We start from the raw sequence: 24,952 nt of genomic DNA on the forward strand, positions 1-24,952 counted from the left end.
ACCTCGGGTTCCGTATGGTTGCCTCTCGACCGACGGTGCGATGACCCCCGATCGACCCGACCGGTCCGATCGGCAGTCGTCGTGCCCGGCGGCAGACCGGTAGTTCGAACCGACGCAGCGGAGGGGGGGACCCGTGTCGGTCACCGACGACATGCGGACGGAGCCACGGGGCGGCGGACAGCCACCAGCCCCCGCCCAGCGAGAGGGCCAGTTCGAGAAGACCCCGCCGCAGGACGTGGCCGCCGAGCAGTGCGTCCTCGGCGGCATGCTGCTGTCCAAGGACGCCATCGCCGACGTCGTCGAGATCCTGAAGTCCAACGACTTCTACCGGCCGGTGCACGCCACCGTCTTCGACGCCATCCTCGACATCTACGGCCGGGGCGAGCCCGCCGACCCGATCACCGTGGCCGCCGCCCTGGCCGACTCCGGCGACCTGGCCCGCATCGGCGGGGCCCCGTACCTGCACACGCTGATCGCGAGCGTGCCGACCGCCGCGAACGCCGCCTACTACGCGCGGATCGTCGGAGAGCGGGCGGTGCTCCGCCGGCTGGTCGAGGCCGGCACGAAGATCGTGCAACTCGGGTACGGCACCGGCAACAACGGCAGCCGGGACGTGGACGACATCGTCGACCTCGCCCAGCAGGCCGTCTACGAGATCACCGAGCGCCGGGTCAGCGAGGACTTCGCCGTCCTGGCCGACATGCTCCAGCCCACCCTGGACGAGATCGAGGCGGTCGGTGCCCAGGGCGGCATGATGACCGGGGTGCCGACCGGCTTCACCGACCTCGACCGGTTGCTCAACGGCCTGCACGCCGGGCAGCTCATCATCGTGGCGGGGCGGCCCGGCCTCGGCAAGGCACTCGCCCTCGACACCCCGCTGCCCACGCCCAACGGCTGGACGACGATGGGCGAAGTTAAGGCCGGCGACCAACTTATCGGTGCTGACGGGTGCCCGACGACGGTCACCCACGCATTTGACGTAATGGAGGGCCGACCCTGCTACGAAGTCGAGTTCTCCGACGGCAGTGTGATCGTTGCGGATGCCGAGCACCTGTGGAAGACGACTACACGCGCTTCCCGGCGTGCCGGCGCGGTTCGCCGGGAGGTCGCTTGGTCCCCCTCTGCGGTGGAGCGGCTGCGACGAGTGACGTCTGAGGCATCCGAGGATGTCAGCGTTGCTGAACTGGCGTCGGTGATCGGCGACGAGTTCGTCCACACCGCCCGCCGCGTCGTGCGAGACCTCCCGTACCAATTCGCTCCGCTGGCGCAGGAGCGGCGCGGGGGCCCGCGTGCCCGTGTCTACCCGGCCCGCGCCATCTACGGGCGCCTTCTGGATCGCGTAAGCGCCTGGCAGAATACGGTTGCCGCCGCCCGGTACTCCGATGTCGTTACGACCGAAGAGATCCGAGCAACGCTGCGAACCACCACCGCCGACCGCAGGTTGAACCACGCGGTACGAAACGCCGAAGCACTGCAACTGCCGGAGGCGGACCTGCCGGTGCCCCCGTACACGCTGGGCGCCTGGCTTGGTGACGGACACAGCGCCGGTAGCCGGCTCACCACCGTTGACCCGGATATCCTGCGGCGGATCGAGGCGGACGGCTTCGAGACGAAAAAGTCAACGACAGAGCCGACGCTGCACTCAATCCGGCCTCCGGAATGCCCAATGTGTGGCCGTGGCCGCAAGGGCTGCGTTCTCTGCGCCAGTTCGCCGTCGTCGCTGACGCAGTCGCTGCGGGCAATCGGCGTGCTCGGTAACAAGCACGTGCCGCAGTCGTACCTGCGGGCATCGCAGACGCAGCGCCGGGCGCTGCTCGCGGGCCTGCTCGACACCGACGGCACCATCACCAACGCCGGCACTGTTCAGCTCACTACAACCTCGGCGAGGCTTGCCGAGGGTGCCTACGAACTGGTCGTCAGTCTCGGACATCGCTGTTCAATCAGCCGCAAGGTGGTGAAGGGTCGCAGGCCGGAAACCTCGATCGCGTACAACCTCAACTTCACGACCACTGACGAGGTGTTCCACCTGCCTCGGAAGCAGGAGGCTCATCGCCTACGCAGGCGCAGCGAGAGTACCGCTCGGACTGACAGCCGGTTCATCGTCGATGTGCGGCCGGTGCCGAGCGTCCCGGTCCGCTGCGTGACGGTGGACAACCCGGACCACCTCTACCTGGCCGGCCGGTCCATGATCCCGACGCACAACAGCACCGCGAGCATGGACTTTGCCCGTAATGCGGCTATCCGGGCCAACCAGGCCGCGGCGATCTTCTCGCTGGAGATGAGCAAGGTCGAGATCGTCATGCGACTGCTCTCGGCCGAGGCCCGGGTCCCGCTGCACGTGCTGCGCAGCGGCCAGCTCTCCGACGACGACTGGACCAAGCTGGCCCGGTGCATGGGCGAGATCAGCGAGGCCCCGCTCTTCGTCGACGACACGCCGAGCATGAACCTGATGGAGATCCGGGCGAAGGCGCGCCGACTCAAGCAGAAGCACGACCTTAAGCTGATCGTGGTCGACTACCTCCAGCTGATGACCTCGCCGAAGCGCACCGAGAGCCGGCAGCAGGAGGTCGCGGACCTTTCCCGTGGCCTCAAGCTGCTCGCCAAGGAGGTCGAGTGCCCGGTGATCGCGGTGAGTCAGCTCAACCGTGGCCCGGAACAACGGACGGACAAGCGGCCCCAGCTGTCTGATTTGCGTGAATCTGGCTCAATTGAGCAGGATGCTGATGTAGTAATCCTTTTGCACCGGGACGACTACTACGACAAGGAGTCCCCGCGAGCGGGCGAGGCGGATTTTATTGTCGCCAAACATCGGAATGGGCCGACCGACAGCATCACGGTGGCCGCGCAACTTCATCTCTCCCGCTTCGTGGACATGGCCATCGTATGACAAGGGTCGCGCGTCAATTGACTCCGCAGAGCGGGAAGAGGTTGTTTGTGCGTGCGGCCCGTGGTGAAAGTACCACCAGTATCGGCGAGCGCTCTGGGGTGACAAGACGTGGCTGTCCGTGGCCTCCTTCGCCGCCGCGGTGTTCCTGGTCGTCCCAGCCGGCCGGGCGCACCGCCTTGTCACTGAGCAGCCCGTCCATCGTGTTCACCGCGACCCAGGCCGGGTCCGCCGTGGGCAGCGGTGCGTTCGGCAGTTCCACCACCAGGTCGAGGTGGTGGATGACCGCCTCGATGGTCAGGGTCGCGAGGAAATCGGGTACGCGCAGCACGTGCCCCTGGGTGGTCACGTACCCGTCGAGGTCGGCGGCGACCGCCGCCCGGACGGCGCCGGGGGCGGTGTCCAACCAGAGCCGGACGATGCCGGTGGGCCGATCGAAGGCCGCAGCCGAGCGGCCGGCCCACCAGGCGTGCTTCACGCTGGCCTCGTCATCGCCCGGGTTGAACGCGCGCCAGTAGCTGACGTCGTTTACGTCGGCCGGACCCGGTGCCGGGCTGGCCAGGGCCACGAGCGCCCGTTGAGCGTCGCAGAGCACGTGGAAGAGCAGGTCGGCGACGAGCCAGACCCGGCAGCGGGTGGGTCGTTGCAGGCCGGCGTCGTCGAGCGGGGCGACGACGGAGCTGATGCCGTCGTACGCCTGGGCCAGCGCCTCGTGCTGCCGAATCACGCTCATGTCGTGCAGCCTGCCACGGCGCGTGATCGGCCAACGGGACGCCGGCTCGACGGCGACGCCGGGCCGGCGGGATTTACCGGCCCGGCGCGGCGCGTCGGTCAGTCGAAGAGTTCGCCGAGGAAGCCGTGGTGCTTCTTGCGGCGGTAGTGGCCGTGGTAACCGTAGTGCTGGCCGTGCCCGCCGTACGCCGGAGCGGCGGGCGGGTAGCCGTGCGCGGGCGGCGGAGGCGGCGGCGGGGGAACCGCGCCGTATCCCGGCTGCTGTGGCTGGTGCGCGGGCGGAGGGGGCGGCGGGTAGCCGCCGGGCGCCTGGGGACGCTGTGCCGGGTTCGGGGCGCCCGCCGACTGCTGGCGGTTCCAGTTCGCCTCGGCCTCGAACAGCTTCTCCAGTTCGCCGCGGTCGAGGAAGATTCCTCGACACTCGCCGCACTGGTCGATGACGACTCCGCTGCGTTCGTACTGGCGCATGTCTCCGTGACACTTGGGACAGGTGAGCTGCATTATCCGAAGGTACCTGGTGCTGTCACCGGATCGTGCCGAGCGCCTCGGTCACCTCGTCGTCGGAGACCTCGTGGAAGTCCTGGTAGTAGCTGCTGACCGCGCCGAAGCCGGCGGGCCGCTGGTCGCAGACCACCTCGTCGGCCTCGGCGGCCAACATCTCGTACGCCTCCTCGGCGCCGACCGGGACCGCGACGACCACCCGGCGGGCACCGAGCCGCCGGGCCACCTGGACCGCGGCGCGGGCGGTGGCCCCGGTGGCCAGGCCGTCGTCGACGACGACGGCGGTCCGCCCGGTCAGGTCGAGCGGGGGCCGTCCGATCCGGTAGCGGCGTTCCCGGCGTTCCAGTTCCGCCTGCTCGTGGCGTTGTACCTCGGCGACCTCCCCCGGGTCGACCCGGACGGCCACCGGTTCGTTGAGCACCCGCACCCCGTTGGGCCCGAGCGCGCCGAAGGCGACCTCGGGTGCCATCGGGAGGCCGAGCTTGCGCACCACCAGCACGTCGAGGGGGGCGTGGAGCTGGTCGGCGACCACCCGGGCCACCGGCACCCCGCCCCGGACCAGCCCGAGCACGGTGACGTCGGGCCGGTCGGCCAGCCCGGCGAGCCGGTCGGCGAGGATCCGGCCGGCCTCCTGCCGGTCGCGGTAGGTCGTCGTCATACCTCAGGTGTACGCCGTGCCTGGCGGCCCGCGCCGGCACTCCGGCGAAGACCCCCGGTCAGGGGGGCGTAGGTGGCCGGTTCGGGGCGGGTGAGCGCGGGTGCCCAGACCAGCAGGGCGACCGGGTAGAGCAGGTACCCGAAGCGGGTGGACGGCATCAGCAGGATCGCGGCGAGCAGCCCGTACCCGCAGACGAGGGCGGTGGCGGCGGCCGTGCGGGGCGGGCGGCGCAGCAGCCGGACGGCGATCCCGACGCCGACCGCGACCAGCAGCGCGGCGGCGACCACCCGGCCGGCGGGCAGGGCGGTCGCGATCAGCTGCCCGGGGAACGGGGACTGCGCGGGGCTGGTGACCAGGCCGTGGCCGAGCGGGAAGCGCAGCACGTTCTCGACCAGCGCGTCCCGGTCGACCAGCAGGGCCGGGAGCAGGGCGAGTGCCGGCACGCCGAGCGCGCCGGCGGCGAGTCGCCCGGTGGAGCGCCGGGTCGCCGCCCAGGCGATCAGGACGAGGGCGACCGGCCAGGCGAAGAGCTTCAGCGCGCCGGCCAGCCCGACGGCCAGGCCCGCGCGGCCCGGCCGGTCGACGGCGGCGAGGGCGAGGGCCAGCAGGCAGAGGGCGAGCACGGGCAGGTCGTCGCCGCCGGTGGCCAGGGTGAGGGCGCAGATCGGCAGCACGGTGGCCGCCTGGACGCCCCGCAGCACCAGCGCGCCCCGGTCGGCCCGGCCGGTCGGGTCGGTCGGGGCGTCCGTGCGCAGGGCGCGGACCGCCAGCGCGAGGACCAGCGCGGTGGCGACCGCGAACCACACCCGGGCGTCGGTCCACCAGCCGTCCGCGACGGCCCGGGGTAGCCCGAACAGGGCCATCCCCGGCTGGTACGGGGTGTAGCCGAGCAGCCGCTCGTCGGCGGGGAGCGCGGCGATCGCGTCGTGCCCGAGGTACGGGGTGCCGGTCTCGACGAGACGATTGCCGGCGTGCTCGACGACCACCACCTCCTCCTGTGCCCGGTCGGTCCGGCCGGCCACCCGCTGCACGCCCTGCTGGACCAGCGGCAGCATGGTGGCGGTGACCCAGGCGAGCCCGGCGACCGCCCAGCGGGCCGGCAGGCCGGCCAGGGCGGAGCTGGCGTCCCTCCGACGGGCGGCCAACGCGACGGCGACGACGACGGCGGCGAGCAGGTAGCCGTACGCGGCGACGGTTCCCCAGGCGCGGTGCGGCGGCAGGGTGGAGGTGGCGGCGGTGACCGCCGCGAACGCGGCGGAGGCGGCGTACAGGCCGAGGTCGAGGGCGAGCCCGCCAGCGGCCCGGTCGGCCCTCCGCCAGCGCGAGGGGGTGCGGACGGTCCGGTCGGCGGCGGCGGTCACGCGGGCAAGTGTGGCAGATGCTCCCCCCGGGCCCGGCCGCCCTGCCGGCGGCCGGCGGGGAGCCGGAGCACGGCGCCCGCGTCGTGTAGCGGTGGGGCGAGGATGCCGGGGCGACCGCCGAAACCCCGGTGCAGCGTGGAGAGCAGCGTCCCGGCCGGCACCGGCCGGCCGAACAGGTGGCCCTGCCCGGCGGTGCAGCCGGCCTCCCAGAGGGCGCGGCGCTGCGGCTCGCTCTCCACCCCCTCGGCGACCACGGTGAGCCCGAGGCTGCGGCCGAGGTCGAGGGTCGATCGGATCACGGCGGCGGCCTCGGCCGAACCCTCCATGACCGACACGAAGCTGCGGTCGATCTTCAGCTCGTGGACCGGGATCCGGGAGAGCAGGGAGAGCGAGGAGTAGCCGGTGCCGAAGTCGTCCAGGGCCAGCCGGACGCCCTCGTCGCGCAGCCGGTTGAGCACCCGGTCGACCACGTCGAGCTGGCTGAGGGTCAGCGTCTCGGTCAGCTCCAGGACCAGCCGGTCCGGCGGCAGGTCGTGGGCGCGCAGCCGGGCCAGCACAGAGCCGGGGAAGCGGGCGTCGAGCAGGCTGCGCGGCGACACGTTGACCGCCACCGGCAGGTCGAAGCCGGCCACCCGCCAGCTGTCGGCGGCGATCAGCGCCTGGTCGAGGATCGCCTCGGCGAACGCCGGGAGCAGGCCGGAGCGTTCCACGGCCTCCAGGAAGCGCAGCGGGTCGATCATGCCGTGCACCGGGTGGTGCCAGCGGGCCAGGGCCTCCGCGCTGGTCACCTCGCCGGTGCCGAGGTCGACGATCGGCTGGAAGTTGACGGTGAACTCGTGGTCGGCGACCGCCCGGGGCAACTCCCCGCCGAGAGTGAGCCGGCCGAGGTCGGCGGTGTCTCGGGCCGGGGCGTACGTGGAGATCCGCTGGCCGGCCCGCTTCGCCTGGTACATCGCCACGTCGGCGCGGCGCAGCAGCTCCGCCACCCCGCCGCTGGCCGGTGCGACGGCGATGCCGCCGCTGGCCTCGACGCTGATCCGCATGCCGTCCAGGTTGAGCGGCTCGTGCAGCGCGGCGAGCAGCGCCTCCGCCCGGTGGGCGGCCACCGCCGGCGCGGGCAGGCCGCGCAGGAGCACGGCGAACTCGTCGCCGCCGAGGCGGGCCACCAGGTCGTCGCCCTGGGCGGCACCGCGCAGCCGGCCGGCGACCTGCATGAGCACCCGGTCGCCGGCGGCGTGGCCGAGGGTGTCGTTGACCTCCTTGAAGTGGTTGAGGTCGATCAGCACCAGCGCGGTCACCCCGTCGGCGTGCCGGGCGTCGAGCTGCTCGGTGCCCTGCTCCAGCAGCTCCCGCCGGTTGGCCAGCCCGGTCAGCGCGTCGTGGGTCGCCGCGTACGCGTGCTCGTCGGCGACGCGGGCCAGCTCGGCGTACGCCTGGGCGTTGCGCACGGCGGTGCACAGCGCGGAGGCGAAGGTGCGCAGGGTGTACTGCTCGCGTTCGGAGAGCCGGACCGGGCCGCGGAACCGCAGCCGCAGCGTGCCGACGTCGGCGGCCCGGTCGGGTCCTTCGAGGGGCACCTCGATGACCGACCCGTCCACCGCGCCGGCCTGGTCGGCGGGCCCGTCGTAGGTGAGGGCGCCGGCGGCACCCCGGACGGTCCGGGTGCCCTCGCGCAGGGCGATCTCCACCTCGTCCGCGGAGAACAGCTCGGCGGCCTGGGTGACGGCGGTGGTGAGCACCTTGTCGAGGTCGACGACGTTGAGCGCGTCGGTGGTCCGGGCGAGCCGCTGCCAGGCGTCGCGTTCGGCCCGGTTGCGGACCCGACTGGAGTAGGCGAGGTGCAGGCTCAGCACCAGTGGCGGCACGACGATCAGGAAGCTGGGGTTGCTGTTGAGGATCAGCAGGGTGGAGACGATGACGGCGAACCGGGCGGCGGCGCTCGCGATGCGCAGGTCGAAGTGCTCGCGGAACAGGTCGCGGACCCGGGTCCGGGTGGCGAGGGCGATGACCGGGAAGGTCAGCACCTCGTCGAGGACGACGACCACGAGGTACGCGGCGACGAGCGCCCAGATCGACCGGCCGACGGACCCGCCGATGGGCCAGCTCCAGCCGACGGTCAGCAGCACCAGCCCGCCGACAGCCGCGGTGACCATGTCCTTCGCGACGCCGAACGCCAGCTTGAGGGGTGCCACCCGGACGATGCCCCGGACGAACCCGACGCCCAGCCCGGTCGCGAGGATCACCCAGGGCACGGGTGCCACCGCGAGCCCGACGAGCACCGCGACCTCGGTCCAGGAGACACCGTGGGTCGTCGCCCGGATGCGGATCCGCACGTTCACGGTGGCGCCCACCGCCACGAGGAAGGCCACGGTCGCCGCGCTGGTGAGTTCGCGGGCGCTCGGCGGGCTGTCGAACCCGATGTCGCGCAGGCTGACCGCGACCGCGGCGGCGGCGCACAGCACGACGAGACCGACAAGCAGCAGAAGCCGCCGATCGGTCTCACTGTCGCGTCTTGCGCTCCCAGTCACGTCCAGTCCCTCTGCCGCGGGTGATTCCTGGCAGTGCGTATCTCGGACTTTACGGCCGGTCAGGTCTCGGGTGAAGAGTTCGATCAGAGCCAGTCGTGAGCCTTCATGGTCCCGCCTTTCGTCCTAAGAACTTCGTCGACCGATGCCTGCCCGGGCTTGGCTGACACGCTGAATCTTATGACGTTTGATGGGAGTTCGCGGCATTACATGTCCATATGCGCAGAATGCGCTAATGAGTGCCGTTCCTGTCACTCACCGTCCCGGCGTGAAAACCCACAGCGCAACTTTTGTGGGTACTCGCCATAATTATCGGAGCGGGCTTCCGTCTCGTCTCTCCCCGGTCCGTCCAATAGCCGTTTGTGCTGGTGTCGGTACCCCGTGGTGCGGTCGATCGGCGGTGCGGTGAATTGTGGTGACAGTACGGTGTCCGTTCGGTGTACGGAGTCTGTCGCACTTTTTGCAATGCTTTGTTTAAGTTTGTATACATATGCGTGGCCGGACCTGCGGCAATCAATTCTCGGGCGCTCGCCATTCGTCCCGTCCCACGGCGGCTCCCATTACCGCGCGTACGACCGGCCCGGTTTGTTTCGCGGATCCGGCTCTCCCGGCGGACCAGACCTCCGGTGTGGCCCGAACTCCGGCGTGGCCCGACCTCCGGCCGGGCCAGGGCCCGGGGCGTACCGGAAGATAGGCTCCCCACCGTGACCGATCCCGCCCAGCTCACCCACGTCGACGCGGCGGGCGCGGCCCGCATGGTCGACGTCTCCGCCAAGGCGGTGACCGGCCGGCTCGCGGTGGCCGCCGGTCGGCTGCGGACCACGCCCGAGGTGGTCGACCTGCTGCGCCGCGACGGGCTACCCAAGGGCGACGCGCTCGCCGTGGGCCGGCTCGCCGGCATCATGGGCGCGAAGCGGACCCCCGACCTGATCCCGCTCTGCCACCCGATCGCGCTGCACGGGGTGACGGTCGACCTCACCCTGGCCGACGACACCGTCGAGATCACCGCCACGGCGCGGACCGCCGACCGCACCGGGGTGGAGATGGAGGCGCTGACCGCGGTCGCGGTCGCCGGACTGGCCCTCATCGACATGGTCAAGGCGGTCGACCCGGCGGCGTCGGTGGACGCGGTGCGGGTGCTGTGCAAGGAGGGCGGCAAGACCGGCCGTTGGCTGCGGCCGGAGGACCGGCCGTGATCCGCGCCCGGGTGGTGGTCGCCTCCAACCGCGCCTCGGCCGGCGTCTACGCCGACACCAGCGGCCCGCTGCTCGCCGCCGGGCTGCGCGAGCTGGGCTGCCAGGTCGACGAGCCGGTGGTGGTGCCCGACGGCGAGCCGGTCGGCGAGGCGCTGCGGGCCGCGCTCGCCGACGGTGTCGACGTCGTGCTGACCAGCGGCGGCACCGGGATCACCCCCACCGACCGGACGCCGGACGTGACCCGCGCGTTGCTCGACCACGAGATCCCCGGTATCGCCGAGGCGATCCGCGCGCACAGCCGGGACAAGGTGCCTGCGGCGGCGCTCTCCCGGGGCGTCGCCGGGGTGGTCGGCCGGATGCTGGTGGTCAACCTGCCCGGCTCCACCGGCGGCGCCCGCGACGGCCTCGCCGTGCTCGGCCCGATCCTGGCCCACGCCGTCGACCAGTTGCGCGGCGGCGACCACTGACGGTCCGGCCAGGGTCCGAGCACCGCCGGTTCCGGCGGGCGGGGCGGTCGCGGCCCTGGGGCCGGCGTGCGCCGGTCGGCCGACCGGCGTGCGTGGGCACTGGCGGGGTGGGCCGGACCGCCCGAGGATAGGCTCGGCCGGTGAGCACGGAAACCGCGTCCGCCGCGGAGCAGGTCGCCGTACCGCCGCCGGCCGGCTGGGCGGAGGCCCGCTCCCGGGTGTACGCCGCCGGCCTGGCCGCCGCGCTGCCCGCCGTGCGCCGGCCGCTCGCCGACGCCGACGGGCACACCCTCGCCGAGCCGCTCGCCACCCGCACCGACCTGCCGGCCTTCCCCACCTCCAGCGTGGACGGCTGGGCGGTGCGCGGGGACGGGCCGTGGCGGATCGTCGGCCGGGTGTTGGCCGGCGGCGACCCGCCCCCGCTGGCCGAGGACGGCACCACCGTCGAGATCGCCACCGGCGCGATGGTGCCCGAGGGCGTCACCGCGATCGTCCGGGTCGAGGAGTCCACCCGGACGGCCGACGGCCGGGTCGCCGGCGCCCCACGGCGGGACCCGGAGTGGCGCCGGCCGGGTGAGGAGGCGTACTCGGGTGAGGAACTGCTCCCGGCCGGTACCCCGGTCGACCCGGCGCTGATCGGCCTGGCCGCCTCCTGCGGGCACGACACCCTGCTGGTGCGCCGGCCGCCGCGTGCCGCGCTGCTGGTCTTCGGCGACGAGCTGCTGACCGCGGGCCCGCCGGGCGCCGGCCGGGTCCGCGACGCCCTCGGCCCGGCCGTGCCGGCCTGGCTGCGCCGGTACGGCTGCCAGGTACGCCCGGCCGACGTGGTGGGCCCGGTGGCCGACACCCTGCCGGCGCACGTGGCGGCCCTGCGCGCGGCGCTGGCCACCGCGGACCTGGTCTGCACGACCGGCGGGACGATGCACGGCCCCGTCGACCACCTGCACCCCGCCCTGGCGGTGCTCGGCGCGGACTACGTGGTCAACACGGTCGCGGTCCGCCCCGGCTTCCCGATGCTGCTGGCCCGGCTGGCCGACCCGGACGGCCGGGTCCGGTTCGTCGCCGGCCTGCCCGGCAACCCGCAGTCCGCGATCATCGCGCTCGTCTCGCTGGTCGCGCCGCTGCTGGCCGGGTTGCAGGGGCGGCCGATGCCGGCGCTGCCGCACGCCACGCTGGCCGAGCCGGTGCCGGGGCGCGGCGGCTTCACCCATCTGGCCCTGGTCCGGCTGGACCGGGCGGCGGGCACCGCCCACCCGGTCCGGCACGTCGGCTCGGCGATGCTGCGCGGCCTGGCCGGCGCGGACGGGTTCGCGGTCATCCGGCCGGGCACCAGCGGCGAGCCGGGCGCGCGGGTGCCGGTCGTGCCGCTGCCCCTGCTCCCCGGGGAGCGGTCCTGGTGATGATCGAGCAGTCCGCGGTCTTCGGTACGGTGACCACCGACCCGCTGGACCTGGCCGCGCACGAGGCGGCGGTCGCCGACCGGCGGGCCGGGGCGGTGGTGTCGTTCCAGGGCGTGGTCCGTGACCACGACCACGGCCGCGGGGTGACCAGCCTGGAGTACGAGGGCCATCCGAGCGCCGCCGTGGTGCTCCGGCAGGTCGCCGCCGAGGTGGCCGCCGACCCGGACGTGTACGCGGTCGCGGTGTCGCACCGGGTCGGCCCGCTCGACATCGGTGACGTGGCCCTGGTCGCGGCGGTCAGCACGGCCCACCGGGCCGCCGCGTTCGCCGCCTGCGCCCGGCTGGTGGACGAGGTGAAGGCGCGGCTGCCGATCTGGAAGCGGCAGGTGTTCGCCGACGGCACCGAGGAATGGGTCAACTGCCCCTGACGCCGCCGGGCACACCTGGACCGGTGGCGGCGGTGGAGCGTCAGCGGCGGCCGTTGACCAGGGCGGCGCGGCCGAACCGGTCGGCGTAGAAGGCCGGCTCGGCGCCGGGCCGCCACGGCAGCGCGGCGACCAGCACGATCAGGGCCACGGCGAGGGAGTTCTCCATCAGTGCCCCGAACAGGCCGTCCTGGTAGTGCGACACCTCGGGGAGTTGGTGCTCGTACGGCCAGATCGGCGAGATCAGGAACAGCAGGTAGAGGCCGACCGCCGCCACACCGTGCCGCAGGCCGGTGAGCGTCGGATACCAGATCGGCGGGCGCAGCCCGTTCACCCCGGGCAGCCCGCTGTACGACGACGCCTGGCCCGGGCGCTGCACCAACCCCCGGCTCGCCTCCCGCCGGCGCACCGCCGCGTCGGCCAGGACGATGATCGCCGGAATGACCCAGACCAGGTGGTGCGACCAGGAGATCGGGCTGATCACGTTGGCGGTGAGCCCGACCAGGGTGAACGCCGTCAGCTCGTCGCCGTCGCCGCGGGCGCTGACGGCCCGGGACAGCCCGAGGGCCAGGACCAGCACCGAGAACGACAGCCAGAGCAGGCCGGGCGTCTCGATCGAGTCGTAGAGCCGGGCCAGCAGGCCGGCGAGGGACTGGTTGGGCGTCATGTCGGCCGCGCCCACCCGCTCGGTCTGCCACAGCACGCCGCCGAAGTACGCCCGGGACTCGGTGCCGACGAGCGCGAAGCCGGCGAGGGTCACCCCGATCGCGGTGCCGACCGCCGTGGCCGCCGCCCGCCACTGGCGGGTGATCATGAGGTAGACGATGAACAGCGCGGGGGTCAGCTTGACGGCGGTGGCCAGGCCGATGCCGACCCCGGCCCAGGCCCCGCTGAACACGAAGCGCCGCAGCGGCCCGTCGGCGGGGTCGAACCGGGTGCCCCGCTTCGCCCGCCAGCGCAGCCCGATCAGGTCGGCCATGATCAGCGCGAAGAGCAGCAGGTTGACCTGGCCGAAGCCGAGGGTCTCCCGGCCCGGCTCGATGGCCACCGCCATCGGCGTCGCGATGCCGACGGTGAACCAGAGCGGCCAGCCGAGCCGGTCCACGACCGGCCGCAGCAGGCCGGCCAGGACGAGGGCGAGGGCGGCGATGCTGGCCAGCGCGTTCAGCCAGCCGGCGACCTCCACCGGCACCAACGCCATCGGGAGCATGACCAGCCCACCGAAGGGCGGGTACGTGAAGCCGAGCGTCGTGGAGGGGGCGATGAAGTCGTACAGCTCGTTGCCGTTCGCCCACCACACCACCGCGCCGTGGTAGATCTTCATGTCGAAGAAGTTGTACGGCCGCCCGAAGGCGCCGATGGCGAACCAGGCGGCGTACGCGACGGCGGCCACGACGCCGGCCCGCACCACGGTCCTGCGGTCGACCCCACGGGTCGCCCGGGTCACGCGGCGAACCGGGGCGAGGCGGTCCATCCGTCGTCCGACGGTCGCCGGCATGGCGTGGCCACCCCCATACCAAGGTCGTCCTACCCGTCCAGGTCCAGCACGGAGCCTAGAACGGCGCCTCACGTTGATGCCTCCCGCGTTATGCGACCGTGTCCGATCCCACACTGGTTTTTTACATTTCCACCGCGTTAACGCGTACCGGGTGGTTCAGGTAATTCGCGGCGTTGACCGGGGGCGGGCTGCGGGAGGGGCGTCGCGCCGCAGGTCAGCCGGGAAGTCGGCGCGCGGTGGCGGCCGATCGTACGGCGATCCGGGCCTCCCGGCGGGCGGTCCGGACGGCCCGCCGCACCGACCGTCGCGAGTGGCCGATCCGGTGCCCCGCCCGCCACCGTAGACCCGGCTTCCCCTCGGTGTCGGCGGCGGCGAGCAACAGCCCGCCGAGGAGGCCGAGATTCTTCATGAAGTGGATCTGGTTCTGCGCCCGCTCGGCCGGGTCGCCCTTCCAGAAGGGATGACCGGCGATGGTGGTCGGGACCAGCGTGCCGGCGAGCACCAGCGCGGCCGGGCGGGTGAACCTCCCGGTGGCCAGCATCAGGCCGCCGATGAGCTGGGTGGCCCCGTTGACCCGGACCAGCGCCTCGGGGTCGGCGGGGATGCGGGGGGAGACCTGCTGCATCAGCGGGGCGACCCGGTCGGTCACCGGCTTCGCCGTCGGCACCAGCCGTCCCGGGTTCTGGAAGCTGCGGGCGCCGCTGACCACGAAGATGCCGCTCAACATGACGCGGGCGAGGGAGCGCACGGGTTTCATGGATCAGTCATACCCCGTCGCGGCGGCGGCTACCCCTGCAACGGCCCGATCCGATCGGTCGGCGTGGACACCGTGGGTACCCATGATCCGGACCGCCACGCCGATCGGGGCGACCGTCGCTGGTGGACGGGCTCCGGCCGGTAACCTCGCCCGGGTGACCACGCTGCGGCTCCGACCCGAGGGCCCGGCCGACACCGGCCCGATCCGCCGGGTGCTGGCCGCGGCCTTCGCCCGCCCCGACGTGTCGACCCCGCCCGAGGTGGGGCTGGTCGACGAGTTGCGTGGCACCGACGCCTGGGTGCCCGAGCTGGCCATGGTCGCCGAGTACGGCGGCGAGGTGGTCGGGTACGCCCTGCTGACCCGGGTCCGGGTCCGCGCGGACGGCGGCACCGCCCCGGCGCTGGCCCTCGGCCCGGTCGCCGTCGCGCCGCACCGGCAGCGGGTCGGCCACGGCTCGGCCGTGGTGCAGGCCGCCCTGGACGCCGCCACCGAGCTGGGCGAGCGGCTCGTGCTGGTGCTCGGCGACCCGGCCTTCTACCGGCGGTTCGGCTTCACCAGGGCCGACCGGATGGGGCTGACCAGCCCGTGGTCCGGCCTGGGCGACCCCTGGCAGGCGCTGGTCCTGCCGCCCAGCACCAACGGGGACGGCCCGGTGCCCCGTGGCGAGGTGTTCTTCCCGCCGCCCTGGTCCAGGGTCTGACCGCCGCCCCCGCCCCGCCTCGTCGTCGCCCCGCCGGCGGTCAGGCGGGCTGGGTGCGCAGGTAGCGGCCGAAGTGCGGCACGGTGAACGCCACCGTGCCGCGCTCCCCGGAGTAGATCAGCCCCTTCTTGATCAGCGCGTCCCGGGCCGGGGAGAGGCTGGCCGGCTTGCGTCCCAGCGCGCGGGCGATCTCGGCGGTGGGCACCGCCGCGTCCATGTCGTCCCGGCCGCCGGCGTCGCTCTCGACCAGGGACAGCGTCGCCATCGCCCGCATGTACTCGCGCTCGGCCGGGGTGGCCCGCTCGAACCGGGAGCCGAAGAAACCGACGGCCAGCTCGGCCTCCGCCTCGGGCGCGGCCACCCGGACGTCCGCCGCCGTGATCGGCGAGCGCGGCGCATGGTCCCAGGTGGCCTTGCCGTACGCCTGGACGAAGTACGGGTAGCCGCCGGACTTCTCGTAGAGCAGGTCGAGGGCCTTCGGCTCGTACTCGACGTCCTCGCGCTCGGCCGGCGCGCAGAGCGCCTGGTCGGCGGCGATCCGGTCGAGCCGGTCGATGCGCTGGTAGCGGAACAGCCGCTCCGAGTACGACTTGGCTGCGCTGAGCACGGCCGGCAGGTGCGGCAGCCCGGCACCGACCACGATCAGCGGTGCGCCGAGCTGGGACAGCTCGTGGCAGGCGGCGCAGAGCGCGGAAACGTCATCGGCGCCGACGTCCTGCATCTCGTCGATGAAGATCGCGATGCCGGTGCCGACGTCGGCGGCCACCGCGGCGGCGTCGCTGAGCAGCTCGACCAGGTCGATCTCGATGTCTCCGGAGTCGGCCCGTCCGGTGGCCGCGGGCACGTCGATGCCGGGCTGCCAGCGGTCGCGCAGCCTCGGTGCCGCGCCGCCCCGGCCGGCGGCGGGCGCGGAGCGCTGGGCGAACGCCTTGAGCACCCCGAGGAACGCGTCGATCCGGTCCGGGGCGCGGTGCCGGGGCGCGAGCTCCCGGACCGCCATGTGCAGGGCGGCGGCGACCGGGCGGCGCAGCGACTGGTCCGGCCGGGCCTCGATCTTGCCGCTGCCCCAGAGGTGGTTGATGGCCTGCGAGCGGAGGGTGTTGAGCAGCACGGTCTTGCCGACGCCGCGCAGGCCGGTGAGCATCAGGCTGCGCTCGGGGCGGCCCCGCGCGATGCGCTCCAGCACCACGTCGAAGACGTCCAGCTCCCGCCCCCGCCCGGCCAACTCGGGCGGGCGCTGGCCGGCGCCCGGGGCGTACGGGTTGCGGACCGGATCCACGAATCGCACAGTATCGGGCCGTCTAGCTGGGAGCCTAGACATCCGTAGAGGAGGCTACCGGCGTGTCGCCGGCCGTCGAGACAAAACTAGGGCTGTCTAGCGTCCACGCTAGACAGCCCTAGTTTCGGCTACCGGCCTCAGCTCGTGCGCTTCCTCAGGCAGAGCACGTAGTCGAGGGAGTCCAGCGGGTTGTCGTTGACGTAGTTCGCGGTCGACCTCGGGGCCAGGGTCTTGCACCGGCTGCCGTCCGAGGTGCCCGGGATGCGCAGCAGGATCTCGTACGTGTCCGGCCCGCAGGGCACCTTCCGCAGGTCGGCGTTGGCGTTGGTGCCGTCGTTGACCACGCAGTCGCCCCTGGTGAGCTCCGGCTCGTCGTCGGAGGGGCTCGGCTCGGCGGTCGTCGGGGCCGCGGTCGGCTCCTCGCTGGGCCCGTCGGTCGGCGCCGCGGAGGTGGTCACCGTAGGCGTCACGTCGCCGCCCTCGTCGGCCGCCTTCCAGATCCCCCAGCCGGCCAGGCCGAGGCAGGGACAGAGCAGCAGCACGACCACCAGGGCGATGACCAGGCCGACCGTCCGGCCGCCGCGCTTGGGCGGCGGACCGACGGGCCCGGGCCCGTACTCCGGGGCCGGCTGGCCCCACGGCCCGGGCTGCCCGGCGGGCGGGAACGAGCCGGCCGGTTGACCCGGGGGCGGGTACCCGCCGGGCGACGGGACCGTCGGGGGCTGGCCGGCCGCAGGTGGGTGACCGGGCGGCGGGGGGTAGGGCCCCGGCGGCGGGTACCCGCCGGGCTGACCGGCACCGGGCCCGGGCGGGGGATACCCGCCGGGCTGGCCGCCGCCGGGGGCGGGGGGCGGTGGGTACCCGCCGCCCGGCGGCTGGTTCCACAGCGGGGTGGTCGGCGGCTCCGCGTCGCCGCCGGGCGGTGGTCCCCACTGGGGCGGGGTCGGGTCGCCGGGCGGCCGGGCGTACGGGTCGTCGGGTGAACCGGAGCCGGGTGGTCCGAAGGATGACATCTCTTCCCCAGGGGTGTGGCGGTCGGCAGCGCGTCCGCAAGGGGCGGACCGCCGACCGGGCGGATCGTCGGGCGACGCCGGCAGCCGCTGGTCGACGCGCTGGCGGCGGGGCTGGTCGGGAGCGAAGGATGGACTGGTCGGGGGAGCCGGGTCAGCGGGCCTTCAGGCAGAGCACGAAGTCGAGGGTGTCCAGCTGACTGTCGAAGAAGTACCAGTTGGTGTAGCCGGTCACCTTGGCGCACTTCGTCTCGGCGTCCTTCTCGCCGCTGGTCTGCCCGTCGAAGCGGCGCAGCACCTCGTACGTCTTCGGGCCGCACGGGGCGATCAGCAGCTTGGGCTTGCCGCCCGCCGGCCCCACGTTGCGGACGCACTGCCCGGCCTTGACGAAGCGGGGGTCGGCCGATGACTCGGGGGCCGGTGCGGTCGGGGCGGGCGGCGTGGGGGAGGCCGGTTCCTCCGGGGCCGGCTCGGCGGTCGACCGGGTCGGGTCGGCGGCGGGCGGCGGCTCGTCCCGGTCGAGCAGGTACCACACCAGCGAGCCGCCGCCGAGCAGCAGCACCACGAGGGTGGCCAGCACGGCGATCAGCGGGCCCCGGCCGCGCCCCCGGCCCGGTGCCGGTGCCGGCTGCCGGGTGTACGTGGGCTGGCCCGGCCCGGGACCCGGGTACGGCCCGGCGGCGTACGGGTCGGCGGGCTGCCGAGCCGCCGGGTACGCCGGCCCCGCCCCGCCCGGCCGGTACACCTCCGGGTGGCCGGGGTCGGGCGCCCATGGGTCGGGCGGGCCCCACGGGCCGGGCTGCGGCTCGCGGGACGGGGGCGCGTACCGGGCCGGCTCGCCGGGCCAGGGCGCCTGGTCGGGGCGGTGGACCGGCTCCGGGTGCCCCGGCTGGCGGGGTGGCCACGGCCGGTCCGGCTCCCGCCGCCCGCCGCCCGCCCACGGCTCGTCCGGCGTGCCGTACCCGCCGCCCGCCCACCGCTCGTCCGGCGTGCCGTACCCGCCGCCCGCCCACCGCTCGTCCGGCGTGCCGTACCCGTCGCCCGGTCGTCGTCCGGGCCACGGCCCGCTGGGGTCCTCACCCGGTGGTCCGTAGTTCGACATGCGCACCCTCCTACCCGAGCGGTGAGGCCGGCCACCCACCAGGGCACCGACGTCGTTGGTCACCGTAGCGTGGCCAACCGATGACAACACCTCCTCCACGTGCCGCAGCTCCGACCGGATCACCCGTGCCCGCCGGCCCGACCGGGCCCGCCCCGCCCGGCGGTTCCGCCGCGCCGCCGGCCCGACCGGCCCTGATCTGGACGGCGCTGCTCGTCGTCTACGTCCTGTGGGGCTCCACCTACCTCGGGATCCGGGTCGCGGTGGAGTCGCTGCCGGCGCTCACCTCGGCCGGCCTCCGGTTCGCCGCAGCCGCCGCCGTGCTCGCGCTCGTCCTGCGGGTACGCCGGGGAGCCGGCGCCCTGCGCGTCAACCGGCGTCAGCTCGGCTCGGCCGCGCTGGTCGGCGTGCTGCTGCTGGCCGCCGGCAACGGCCTGGTGGTGCTCGCCGAATCCGGCCCGCCCGGGACGGCCGTGCCCTCCGGGGTGGCCGCCCTGCTGGTCGCCACCGTCCCGCTGCTGGTCGTCCTGCTCCGGACGACGACCGGGGACCGGCCCCGGTTCTGGACCTTCGTCGGGGTGAGCCTCGGTTTCCTCGGCCTGGTCCTGCTGGTGCTGCCGACCGGCGAGTCGGCGGCGGTGCCGCTGGCCGGGGCGCTGACCGTGGTCGCGGCGGCCACCTGCTGGTCGGTCGGCTCGTTCCTGTCGGGCCGCTTGACGATGCCGGCCGACCCGTTCGTCGCCACGGTGTACGAGATGCTCGCCGGTGCCGTGGCGCTGGCCGTGCTCGCCGCCGCCCGGGGCGAACTGCGCGACTTCGACCCCGGGCGGGTCACCGGCAGGTCCTGGCTCGCCCTGGCGTACCTGATGGTCGCCGGCTCGCTGGTCGCCTTCACCGCGTACGTCTGGCTGCTGCACCACGCGCCGATCTCGCTGGTGTCCACGTACGCGTACGTGAACCCCGTCGTCGCGGTCGCGCTCGGCGCGCTGCTGGCCGCCGAGCCGGTCACCGCCCCGGTGCTGCTCGGCGGCGCGGTGATCGTCGCCGGCGTGGCGTTGGTGGTGAGCACGGAACGCCCCGGACGGCGGACCGGGGCGGCGGACCGGGCGACCCGGCGGTAACGTCCGGCCGGTGTCCGCCGCCCCGCCGACCGTCCTCGCGGCCCTCGGCGCGGCGACCGGCGCCGCCGTACCCTGGCTGGCCGGCCGCTTCACCACCGCGCGCCCGGCGGGCAGCCCCGTAGCCGCCGGACCGGGTGTCGGGGGTGCGGCCGGGTCGGGCGTGGGGTCGCCCCGCCTGCTCCAGTCCGCCCGGTGGCGGGCGACGACCGGCGCGATGGTCGGGGCGGTCGTCTTCGGCGGGCTCGGCGTCGCCCCGGGCGTCGGGCCGGCGCTGCCGGCGTTCCTCGCGGTGGCCACGGTCGGGCTGCTGCTCGCCGTGGTCGACCTGGCCTGCCTGCGGCTGCCCGACCCGCTGGTCGGCGCGGCGGCGTTCGGCGCGGTCGCCGGGCTGGTCGCGGCGGCGGCGGTCGAGGGCCGGCCGGGCCGGCTGCTCGGCCCACTGGCCGGTGCCGCGCTGGCGTTCACCGGGTACGCGCTGCTGGCCCTGCTGCCCGGCTCCCGGCTCGGCTTCGGCGACGTCAAGCTCGCCGCCGTGCTGGGGCTGCCGCTCGGCTGGCTGGGCTGGCCGACGCTGCTGGCCGGGCTGGTCCTGCCGCACGTGCTGCACGGGCTGGCCGTGCTCGGCCTGCTGGCCGCCCGCCGGGTCCGCCGGGACACCCTGCTGCCGCTCGGGCCGGCCCTGCTCGCCGGCGCGTGGCTCGCCGTTCTGTTCACCTGAACCCGGCGCCACGCCAGCGCCGGTGCGCAGGAGCCCTGCCACGAGCAGGACACCTACCCTCACAGCAGGCGGAGCTGGCGGTCCTTGGGGCGGCGGGGCTCGGCCTCGCCGAGGCGCTCGAACAGGCCCGGGTCGATCACGTCGAGGAACGGCGACGGGCGGCAGTCCCGCTCCGATCCGTGCCGGGCGCGCCGGGCGGCGTGGCTGACGTAGAGGCGGTCCTGGGCCCGGGTCAGGCCGACGAAGAACAGCCGCCGCTCCTCGGCGACCGCGTCCTCGTCCGGGGTGGAGCCGGGCCAGCGCAGCGGGAGCAGGCCGTCCTCGCAGCCGACCAGGAAGACCACGGGGAACTCCAGGCCCTTCGCGGCGTGCAGGGTGAGCAGCGTGACCGCCTCGGCGCGCGGGTCGAGGGCGTCCACCTCGACGCCGCCGGCGAGCTGGGACAGGAACAGCTCCAGATCGTCGCCGCATCGCCGGGCCAGTGGGGTGAGCAGGTCCACCGCCGCGCGGACCTCCTCGGGGCGGGCCGCGCCGGACCCGTCGAGGGTGGGGGCGGCGAAGCGGTCGGCGACCATCTGCCCGGCGAGCCGGACCCGGGCCGGCAGGCCGCCGGCCAGGCCGTCGGCGTGCCGCAGCTCCCGGGCGATCGCGTTCACCCCGGGACGGTCCCGCAGCCGGTCGTGCGAGCGCTTCTGCACCGGGACGTTCGCCCGGACCAGGGCGTCCACGATCGGCGCGGCCTGCGCGTCGGTCCGGTACAGCACGGCGATGTCGGAGAACGACAGGTTCGTCGACCGGCCGTCGATCCGGCCCGAGTCCAGCGACCGGTGGGACAGGCCGCCGACCAGGTCGTCGACAGTGCGTACCACGAAGTCGGCCTCGTCGGCGACGGACGCGGCGGCGTACCGGCCGACCAGCGGGGCCTCCGGGTCGAGCCGGGCCGGGTCGAGCCGGCGGCCCCGGACCAGCGACGACGGCGCGATGGCCTGCACAGCGGCGGCCAGGATCGGCGCCGACGAGCGGTAGTTGCGGTTCAGCCGGACCAGCCGGGCGTCGGTGAAGTCCTGCGAGAAGCGCAGGAAGTAGCCGACGTCCGCGCCCCGGAACGAGTAGATCGCCTGGTCCGGGTCGCCGATCGCGCACAGGTTGCCGTCGGCCGGGCTGAGCAGCCGCAGCAGCTCGTACTGCACCGCGTCGACGTCCTGGTACTCGTCCACGAAGATCCACTGCCAGCGGTCCCGGTACCGCTGCACCAGCTTCTTCTCGGCACGAAGCAGCTCCACCGGCAGGGTGAGCAGCTCGTCCAGGTCGACCAGGTCCCGCTTGCGCAGCAGCGCGGTGTACGCCGCCAGGTCCTCGCCGGCCTCCGCCCTCGCCGCCGTCCGGTCGGCGTCGTCGGCGATCCGGAAGTCGCCCGGGAGCCCGGCGGCACCGGCGTTCTCCCGCAGGATGGACAGCCCCAGCGAGTGGAACGTGCCGACGGTGACGTCCTCGGCCACCGGCCCGAGCAGCCCGTCCAGGCGGTGCCGCAGCTCCTCGGCGGCCCGCCGGGTGAAGGTGATCGCGAGGCAGCGCTCCGGGAACACGTTCAGCTCGGCACAGAGGTACGCGATCCGGTGGGTCAGCGTCCGGGTCTTGCCCGTGCCGGGGCCGGCCACGATCAGCAGCGGCCCGCCCGGCGCGGAGGCGGCCACCCGCTGCATCGCGTCCAGCCGGTCCAGCAGGCCGGTGCCGACCTCCTCCATGCCGGCGAGCATCGGCTCGAACGGCTCGTGCGGGGAGGGCTGCGGCGGAATCGGCGGGGGCGGGGGCGGCGTGGCCGGCCTCCGCTTCGGCTCGGCCTTCGCTGTCGCCGGCTTCTTCGCCCTCGCCTTCGCCGCCGGTTCCGCGGGCATCCGCTGCGCGGGCACCGGTACGTCGAACAGCGTCTCCGCCTGCGCCCCCGTCGTCTTCCCGCCCAGCTCAGCCGGGTCGAACAGGGTGATCACCCCGTAGTCGCCGTCGTAGCCGGGCACCCGGTGCACGTCGCCCCGGCGCAGCCGGCCGATCCCCTCGGCGAGCAGCTCCCCGCCGACCCGGCCGATCTCGTCGAGCGGGGCGCGGGTCAGGATCTCCAGCTCCGGGCCGAGCGCGGCGACCAGCTTGTTGAGCTTCCCCTCGACCTTCTTGGACTTCGGGCCCACGCCGTTCAGCTCGCCGAGGATCTCGGCCAGCGGCACCAGGTGGGTGACGTCCCGGGCGTGGTCGGGACGGTGCCCCTCGGGGCGATCGGCCAGCTCCTCGATGCGGCTGAGCACCCCGATGGTGAGCGGCCTGCCGCACTCCGGGCAGAGCCCGCCGGCGGCCCGGGTCCGCTCCGGGGACCAGGTGACCCCGCACACCCGGTGCCCGTCGGCGTGGTACTTGCCCTCCTCGGGGAAGAACTCGATGGTGCCGGCGAGGCCGTCGCCGGTGCGCAGCGCCTCCCGGATGGCGAAGTAGTCCCGGCCGGAGGCGAACACCGTGGCCTCCCGGCCCAGGGCGGGCAGGGAGTGGGCGTCCGAGTTGGACACCAGCCGGTAGCGGTCCAGGCTGCCGACCCGCCAGTTCATCTCCGGGTCGGACGACAGCCCGGTCTCCACGGCGAAGACGTGCCCGGCCAGGTCGGCGTAGCAGTCGGCGATCGCATCGAAGCCGGACTTCGAGCCCAGCGCCGAGAACCACGGCGTCCAGATGTGCGCCGGGACGAGGTAGCCGTCCGGACTCGCCTCCAGGGTGATCTCCAGCAGGTCCCGGGAGTCCAGGCCGAGGATCGGCCGGCCGTCCGAGGCGATGTTGCCGATCCGGCCGAGAGTGGTGTTGAACCGCTGCACGGCGTCCAGGTCGGGCAGGTAGATCAGGTGGTGCACCTTGCGGGTCCGGTCGTCCCGCTTGTAGATCGTGGAGATCTCCACACTGAGCATGAACCGGACCGGGTCCGCCTCCGCCTCGCTGGCCAGCCGGGGCGGCAGCCGGCGGGCGATGTCCCGCTCCGCCTCGGGGCTGAGCCGGTACAGCCCGGGCTCGGCCGGGTGCAGCGTCTCGCGCAGGTGGTCGGACCAGGCGGGGTGGGTGAAGTCGCCGGTGCCGAGCACGCTGATGCCCTTGCGTCGGGCCCACCAGCCGAGGTTCGGCAGGGTCAGGTTTTGGCTGCACGCCCGCGAGTACTTCGAGTGGATGTGCAGGTCCGCGACGAACGGCGAGGGGCCACCGGAGGGTGCGGCGCTGAACGGAGGCACGCCGCATCCTGTCACGCCCGCCCCGACGGCCGCTCCCCGCCACGCGTACGCGTGACCTGAGCATCCTTCCCTGGACACCCCGCCCGCCGCGCGCTAGGCGTCCGCGTCCACCTCGGATCAGGGGGTGCGGAGTTCCACCAGGGTGATCTGGGGGTCCGCGCCGACGCGGACCGGCGGGCCCCAGAAGCCCGCGCCGTTGGTGACGTACACCTTCGTGCCGTCGACCTCGCCCAGGCCGGAGACCACCGGCTGTTCGAGGTTCACCAGCAGGTTGAACGGCACGATCTGGCCGCCGTGGGTGTGCCCGGACAGTTGCAGGTCGACGCCGAACTTCGCCGCCTCGACGGCCGCCACCGGCTGGTGGGCGAGCAGCACCACCGGGCGGCCCGGGTCCCGGTCGCCGAGCGCGGCGGCGTAGTCGGCGGGGGCGGCCAGCCCGGTCCCGGCGGCGCTGACGTCGTTCACCCCGGCCAGGTCCAGCACCCCGCCCGGGGTCCGGATCTCCTGCCGGGTGTTCTGGAGCACCCGCAGGCCGAGCCGGTCCACCTCCGGCACCCACTCCTCCACTCCGGAGTAGTACTCGTGGTTGCCGGTGACGAAGAAGCTGCCGTACCGGGAGCGCAGGCCGCGCAGCGGCGCCGCCGCCTCGCCCAGCTCGGCGACCGAGCCGTCGACCAGGTCGCCGACGACCGCGACCAGGTCGGCGTCCAGCCGGTTGATCATCGCCACGATCCGCTCGGTGTGCGCCCGGCCGCGCAGCGGCCCGAGGTGGATGTCCGAGACGGTGGCGATGCGCAGCCCGTCCATGCCGCGCGGCAGCTTGGCCAGCGGGATCCGCACCCGGTCCAGGCGCGGTGGCCCCATCGCGTTGCGTACCCCGTAGCCGGTGACCCCGGTGGCCGTGAGGCCCGCGAAGATCGCCGCGCCCCGGGCCAGCAGCAGCCGGCGGGCCGGGTCGTGGTCGGGCTGGTCGACGGCTGCGGCGGCCGGCGGGTCCGCACCGCCGGACGCGCCCACCAGCACCGGCTCGGGAGCGGCGGCGGTCGGTTCGGCGGCGACCACCCGGCGGCGCAGCACCAGCCGGGCGACCAGCATCGGCACCTCCAGCACGAGCAGCGCCACCAGCAGGTAGAACATCACCGCGAGCCACAGATAGCCCGGCCAGGCCAGCCAGAACAGGCCGGCCCGGGTGCCGATCATCGTGGCCGGGACGAGCAGCGCCAGCACCAGCGCGGCGACGGCCCCGGTCCGCCGCCACCGCCCCGGTCCGGTGGTGTCCTTGACGAGCCGCTTCCACAGGTAGAAGTGGAGCAGGCCGACGACGAGCGCCGCGAAGCCCACGAACGTCAGGGTCGCCAACACGG

Annotated in this window: 20 protein-coding genes; 8 read left to right on the forward strand and 12 right to left on the reverse strand. The window is 74.2% G+C overall.

Features of this window, described 5'->3' with window-relative positions; genetic code table 11:
* Nucleotides 1-151 precede the first annotated feature (151 nt).
* Nucleotides 152-2,887 carry a replicative DNA helicase gene (gene dnaB, locus C5N14_RS11940; protein ID WP_117668280.1) on the forward strand — a complete coding sequence of 912 codons (2,736 nt, stop codon included), beginning with the start codon at nucleotides 152-154 and terminating at the stop codon, nucleotides 2,885-2,887.
* 13 nt (nucleotides 2,888-2,900) lie between these two features.
* On the opposite strand, the gene C5N14_RS11945 is transcribed toward dnaB, so the two are convergent.
* From C5N14_RS11945 to C5N14_RS11965, 5 genes are all read right to left on the reverse strand, one after another.
* Nucleotides 2,901-3,617 (reverse strand): maleylpyruvate isomerase N-terminal domain-containing protein, encoded by a 717-nt coding sequence (locus C5N14_RS11945; protein WP_117668162.1) that lies wholly within the window; start codon nucleotides 3,615-3,617, stop codon nucleotides 2,901-2,903.
* Nucleotides 3,618-3,715: 98 nt separating this feature from the next.
* On the reverse strand, nucleotides 3,716-4,120 hold the full coding sequence (locus tag C5N14_RS11950; RefSeq protein ID WP_117668163.1) for a zf-TFIIB domain-containing protein: 405 nt from the start codon (nucleotides 4,118-4,120) through the stop codon (nucleotides 3,716-3,718).
* A 19-nt stretch (nucleotides 4,121-4,139) separates the two neighbouring features.
* A complete protein-coding gene (locus C5N14_RS11955; RefSeq protein ID WP_117668164.1) occupies nucleotides 4,140-4,775 on the reverse strand; it encodes a phosphoribosyltransferase in 636 nt (211 codons plus the stop codon).
* Entirely contained in the window at nucleotides 4,772-6,136 is a 1,365-nt protein-coding gene (locus C5N14_RS11960; RefSeq protein WP_117668165.1) for a glycosyltransferase family 87 protein, read from the reverse strand. Before C5N14_RS11960 ends, C5N14_RS11955 begins: the two co-directional genes overlap by 4 nt.
* Nucleotides 6,133-8,664, reverse strand: coding sequence for a bifunctional diguanylate cyclase/phosphodiesterase (locus C5N14_RS11965; RefSeq protein WP_207892703.1), 2,532 nt, complete (start codon nucleotides 8,662-8,664; stop codon nucleotides 6,133-6,135). Before C5N14_RS11965 ends, C5N14_RS11960 begins: the two co-directional genes overlap by 4 nt.
* A gap of 701 nt (nucleotides 8,665-9,365) precedes the next feature.
* Here C5N14_RS11965 and moaC point away from each other — a divergent pair.
* The 4 genes from moaC (at nucleotide 9,366) to C5N14_RS11985 (ending at nucleotide 12,152) form a co-directional block, all read left to right on the forward strand.
* A complete protein-coding gene (gene moaC, locus C5N14_RS11970; RefSeq protein WP_117668167.1) occupies nucleotides 9,366-9,857 on the forward strand; it encodes a cyclic pyranopterin monophosphate synthase MoaC in 492 nt (163 codons plus the stop codon).
* Nucleotides 9,854-10,324, forward strand: coding sequence for a molybdenum cofactor biosynthesis protein B (locus tag C5N14_RS11975; RefSeq protein WP_117668168.1), 471 nt, complete (start codon nucleotides 9,854-9,856; stop codon nucleotides 10,322-10,324). The genes moaC and C5N14_RS11975 overlap by 4 nt, the downstream gene beginning before the upstream one ends.
* A gap of 140 nt (nucleotides 10,325-10,464) precedes the next feature.
* On the forward strand, nucleotides 10,465-11,724 hold the full coding sequence (locus C5N14_RS11980) for a molybdopterin molybdotransferase MoeA (RefSeq protein ID WP_117668169.1): 1,260 nt from the start codon (nucleotides 10,465-10,467) through the stop codon (nucleotides 11,722-11,724).
* A complete protein-coding gene (locus tag C5N14_RS11985; protein WP_117668170.1) occupies nucleotides 11,724-12,152 on the forward strand; it encodes a molybdenum cofactor biosynthesis protein MoaE in 429 nt (142 codons plus the stop codon). Before C5N14_RS11980 ends, C5N14_RS11985 begins: the two co-directional genes overlap by 1 nt.
* 40 nt (nucleotides 12,153-12,192) lie before the next feature.
* Here the strand turns inward: C5N14_RS11985 and C5N14_RS11990 are convergent, their stop codons facing one another.
* Together C5N14_RS11990 and C5N14_RS11995 are read right to left on the reverse strand one after the other, a co-directional pair.
* Complete coding sequence (locus tag C5N14_RS11990; RefSeq protein WP_117668171.1) at nucleotides 12,193-13,647, reverse strand: glycosyltransferase 87 family protein; 1,455 nt, start codon at nucleotides 13,645-13,647, stop codon at nucleotides 12,193-12,195.
* Nucleotides 13,648-13,861: 214 nt separating this feature from the next.
* Nucleotides 13,862-14,404, reverse strand: coding sequence for a DoxX family protein (locus C5N14_RS11995; protein WP_117668172.1), 543 nt, complete (start codon nucleotides 14,402-14,404; stop codon nucleotides 13,862-13,864).
* Between the two features lie 154 nt (nucleotides 14,405-14,558).
* On the opposite strand from C5N14_RS11995, the gene C5N14_RS12000 reads away from it, so the two are divergent.
* The gene (locus C5N14_RS12000) at nucleotides 14,559-15,104 is read left to right on the forward strand and encodes a GNAT family N-acetyltransferase (RefSeq protein WP_117668281.1); all 546 of its coding nucleotides are present in this window, start codon (nucleotides 14,559-14,561) and stop codon (nucleotides 15,102-15,104) included.
* Nucleotides 15,105-15,144: 40 nt separating this feature from the next.
* Here C5N14_RS12000 and C5N14_RS12005 read toward each other — a convergent pair whose 3' ends face one another.
* From C5N14_RS12005 to C5N14_RS34155, 3 genes are all read right to left on the reverse strand, one after another.
* Nucleotides 15,145-16,383, reverse strand: coding sequence for an ATP-binding protein (locus C5N14_RS12005; RefSeq protein WP_117668282.1), 1,239 nt, complete (start codon nucleotides 16,381-16,383; stop codon nucleotides 15,145-15,147).
* 137 nt (nucleotides 16,384-16,520) lie between these two features.
* On the reverse strand, nucleotides 16,521-16,946 hold the full coding sequence (locus C5N14_RS34150) for a hypothetical protein (RefSeq protein WP_117668283.1): 426 nt from the start codon (nucleotides 16,944-16,946) through the stop codon (nucleotides 16,521-16,523).
* Nucleotides 16,947-17,547: 601 nt separating this feature from the next.
* Nucleotides 17,548-17,982, reverse strand: a complete 435-nt coding sequence (locus C5N14_RS34155; protein WP_371685837.1) for a hypothetical protein — start codon at nucleotides 17,980-17,982, stop codon at nucleotides 17,548-17,550.
* 638 nt (nucleotides 17,983-18,620) lie between these two features.
* Here C5N14_RS34155 and C5N14_RS12025 point away from each other — a divergent pair.
* Both C5N14_RS12025 and C5N14_RS12030 read left to right on the forward strand, forming a co-directional pair.
* Nucleotides 18,621-19,613 (forward strand): EamA family transporter, encoded by a 993-nt coding sequence (locus C5N14_RS12025; protein ID WP_243639469.1) that lies wholly within the window; start codon nucleotides 18,621-18,623, stop codon nucleotides 19,611-19,613.
* Between the two features lie 10 nt (nucleotides 19,614-19,623).
* Nucleotides 19,624-20,331 (forward strand): prepilin peptidase, encoded by a 708-nt coding sequence (locus C5N14_RS12030; RefSeq protein ID WP_243639470.1) that lies wholly within the window; start codon nucleotides 19,624-19,626, stop codon nucleotides 20,329-20,331.
* Nucleotides 20,332-20,390: 59 nt separating this feature from the next.
* Here C5N14_RS12030 and C5N14_RS12035 read toward each other — a convergent pair whose 3' ends face one another.
* Nucleotides 20,391-23,588 (reverse strand): UvrD-helicase domain-containing protein, encoded by a 3,198-nt coding sequence (locus tag C5N14_RS12035; protein WP_117668175.1) that lies wholly within the window; start codon nucleotides 23,586-23,588, stop codon nucleotides 20,391-20,393.
* A gap of 117 nt (nucleotides 23,589-23,705) precedes the next feature.
* Nucleotides 23,706-24,950: a metallophosphoesterase gene (locus C5N14_RS12040; protein WP_165878083.1), complete on the reverse strand. Its 1,245-nt coding sequence runs from the start codon at nucleotides 24,948-24,950 to the stop codon at nucleotides 23,706-23,708.
* Nucleotides 24,951-24,952 lie beyond the last annotated feature (2 nt).

This window comes from Micromonospora sp. MW-13, from assembly GCF_003434305.1.
Classification (GTDB): Bacteria; Actinomycetota; Actinomycetes; order Mycobacteriales; family Micromonosporaceae; genus Micromonospora.

Coding starts and splice junctions, on each gene's coding strand:
- dnaB (WP_117668280.1), top strand. CDS start 152: ATGCGGACGGAGCCACGGGGCGGCGGACAGCCACCAGCCCCCGCCCAG.
- C5N14_RS11945 (WP_117668162.1), bottom strand. CDS start 3,617: ATGAGCGTGATTCGGCAGCACGAGGCGCTGGCCCAGGCGTACGACGGC.
- C5N14_RS11955 (WP_117668164.1), bottom strand. CDS start 4,775: ATGACGACGACCTACCGCGACCGGCAGGAGGCCGGCCGGATCCTCGCC.
- C5N14_RS11985 (WP_117668170.1), top strand. CDS start 11,724: ATGATCGAGCAGTCCGCGGTCTTCGGTACGGTGACCACCGACCCGCTG.
- C5N14_RS11990 (WP_117668171.1), bottom strand. CDS start 13,647: ATGCCGGCGACCGTCGGACGACGGATGGACCGCCTCGCCCCGGTTCGC.
- C5N14_RS11995 (WP_117668172.1), bottom strand. CDS start 14,404: ATGAAACCCGTGCGCTCCCTCGCCCGCGTCATGTTGAGCGGCATCTTC.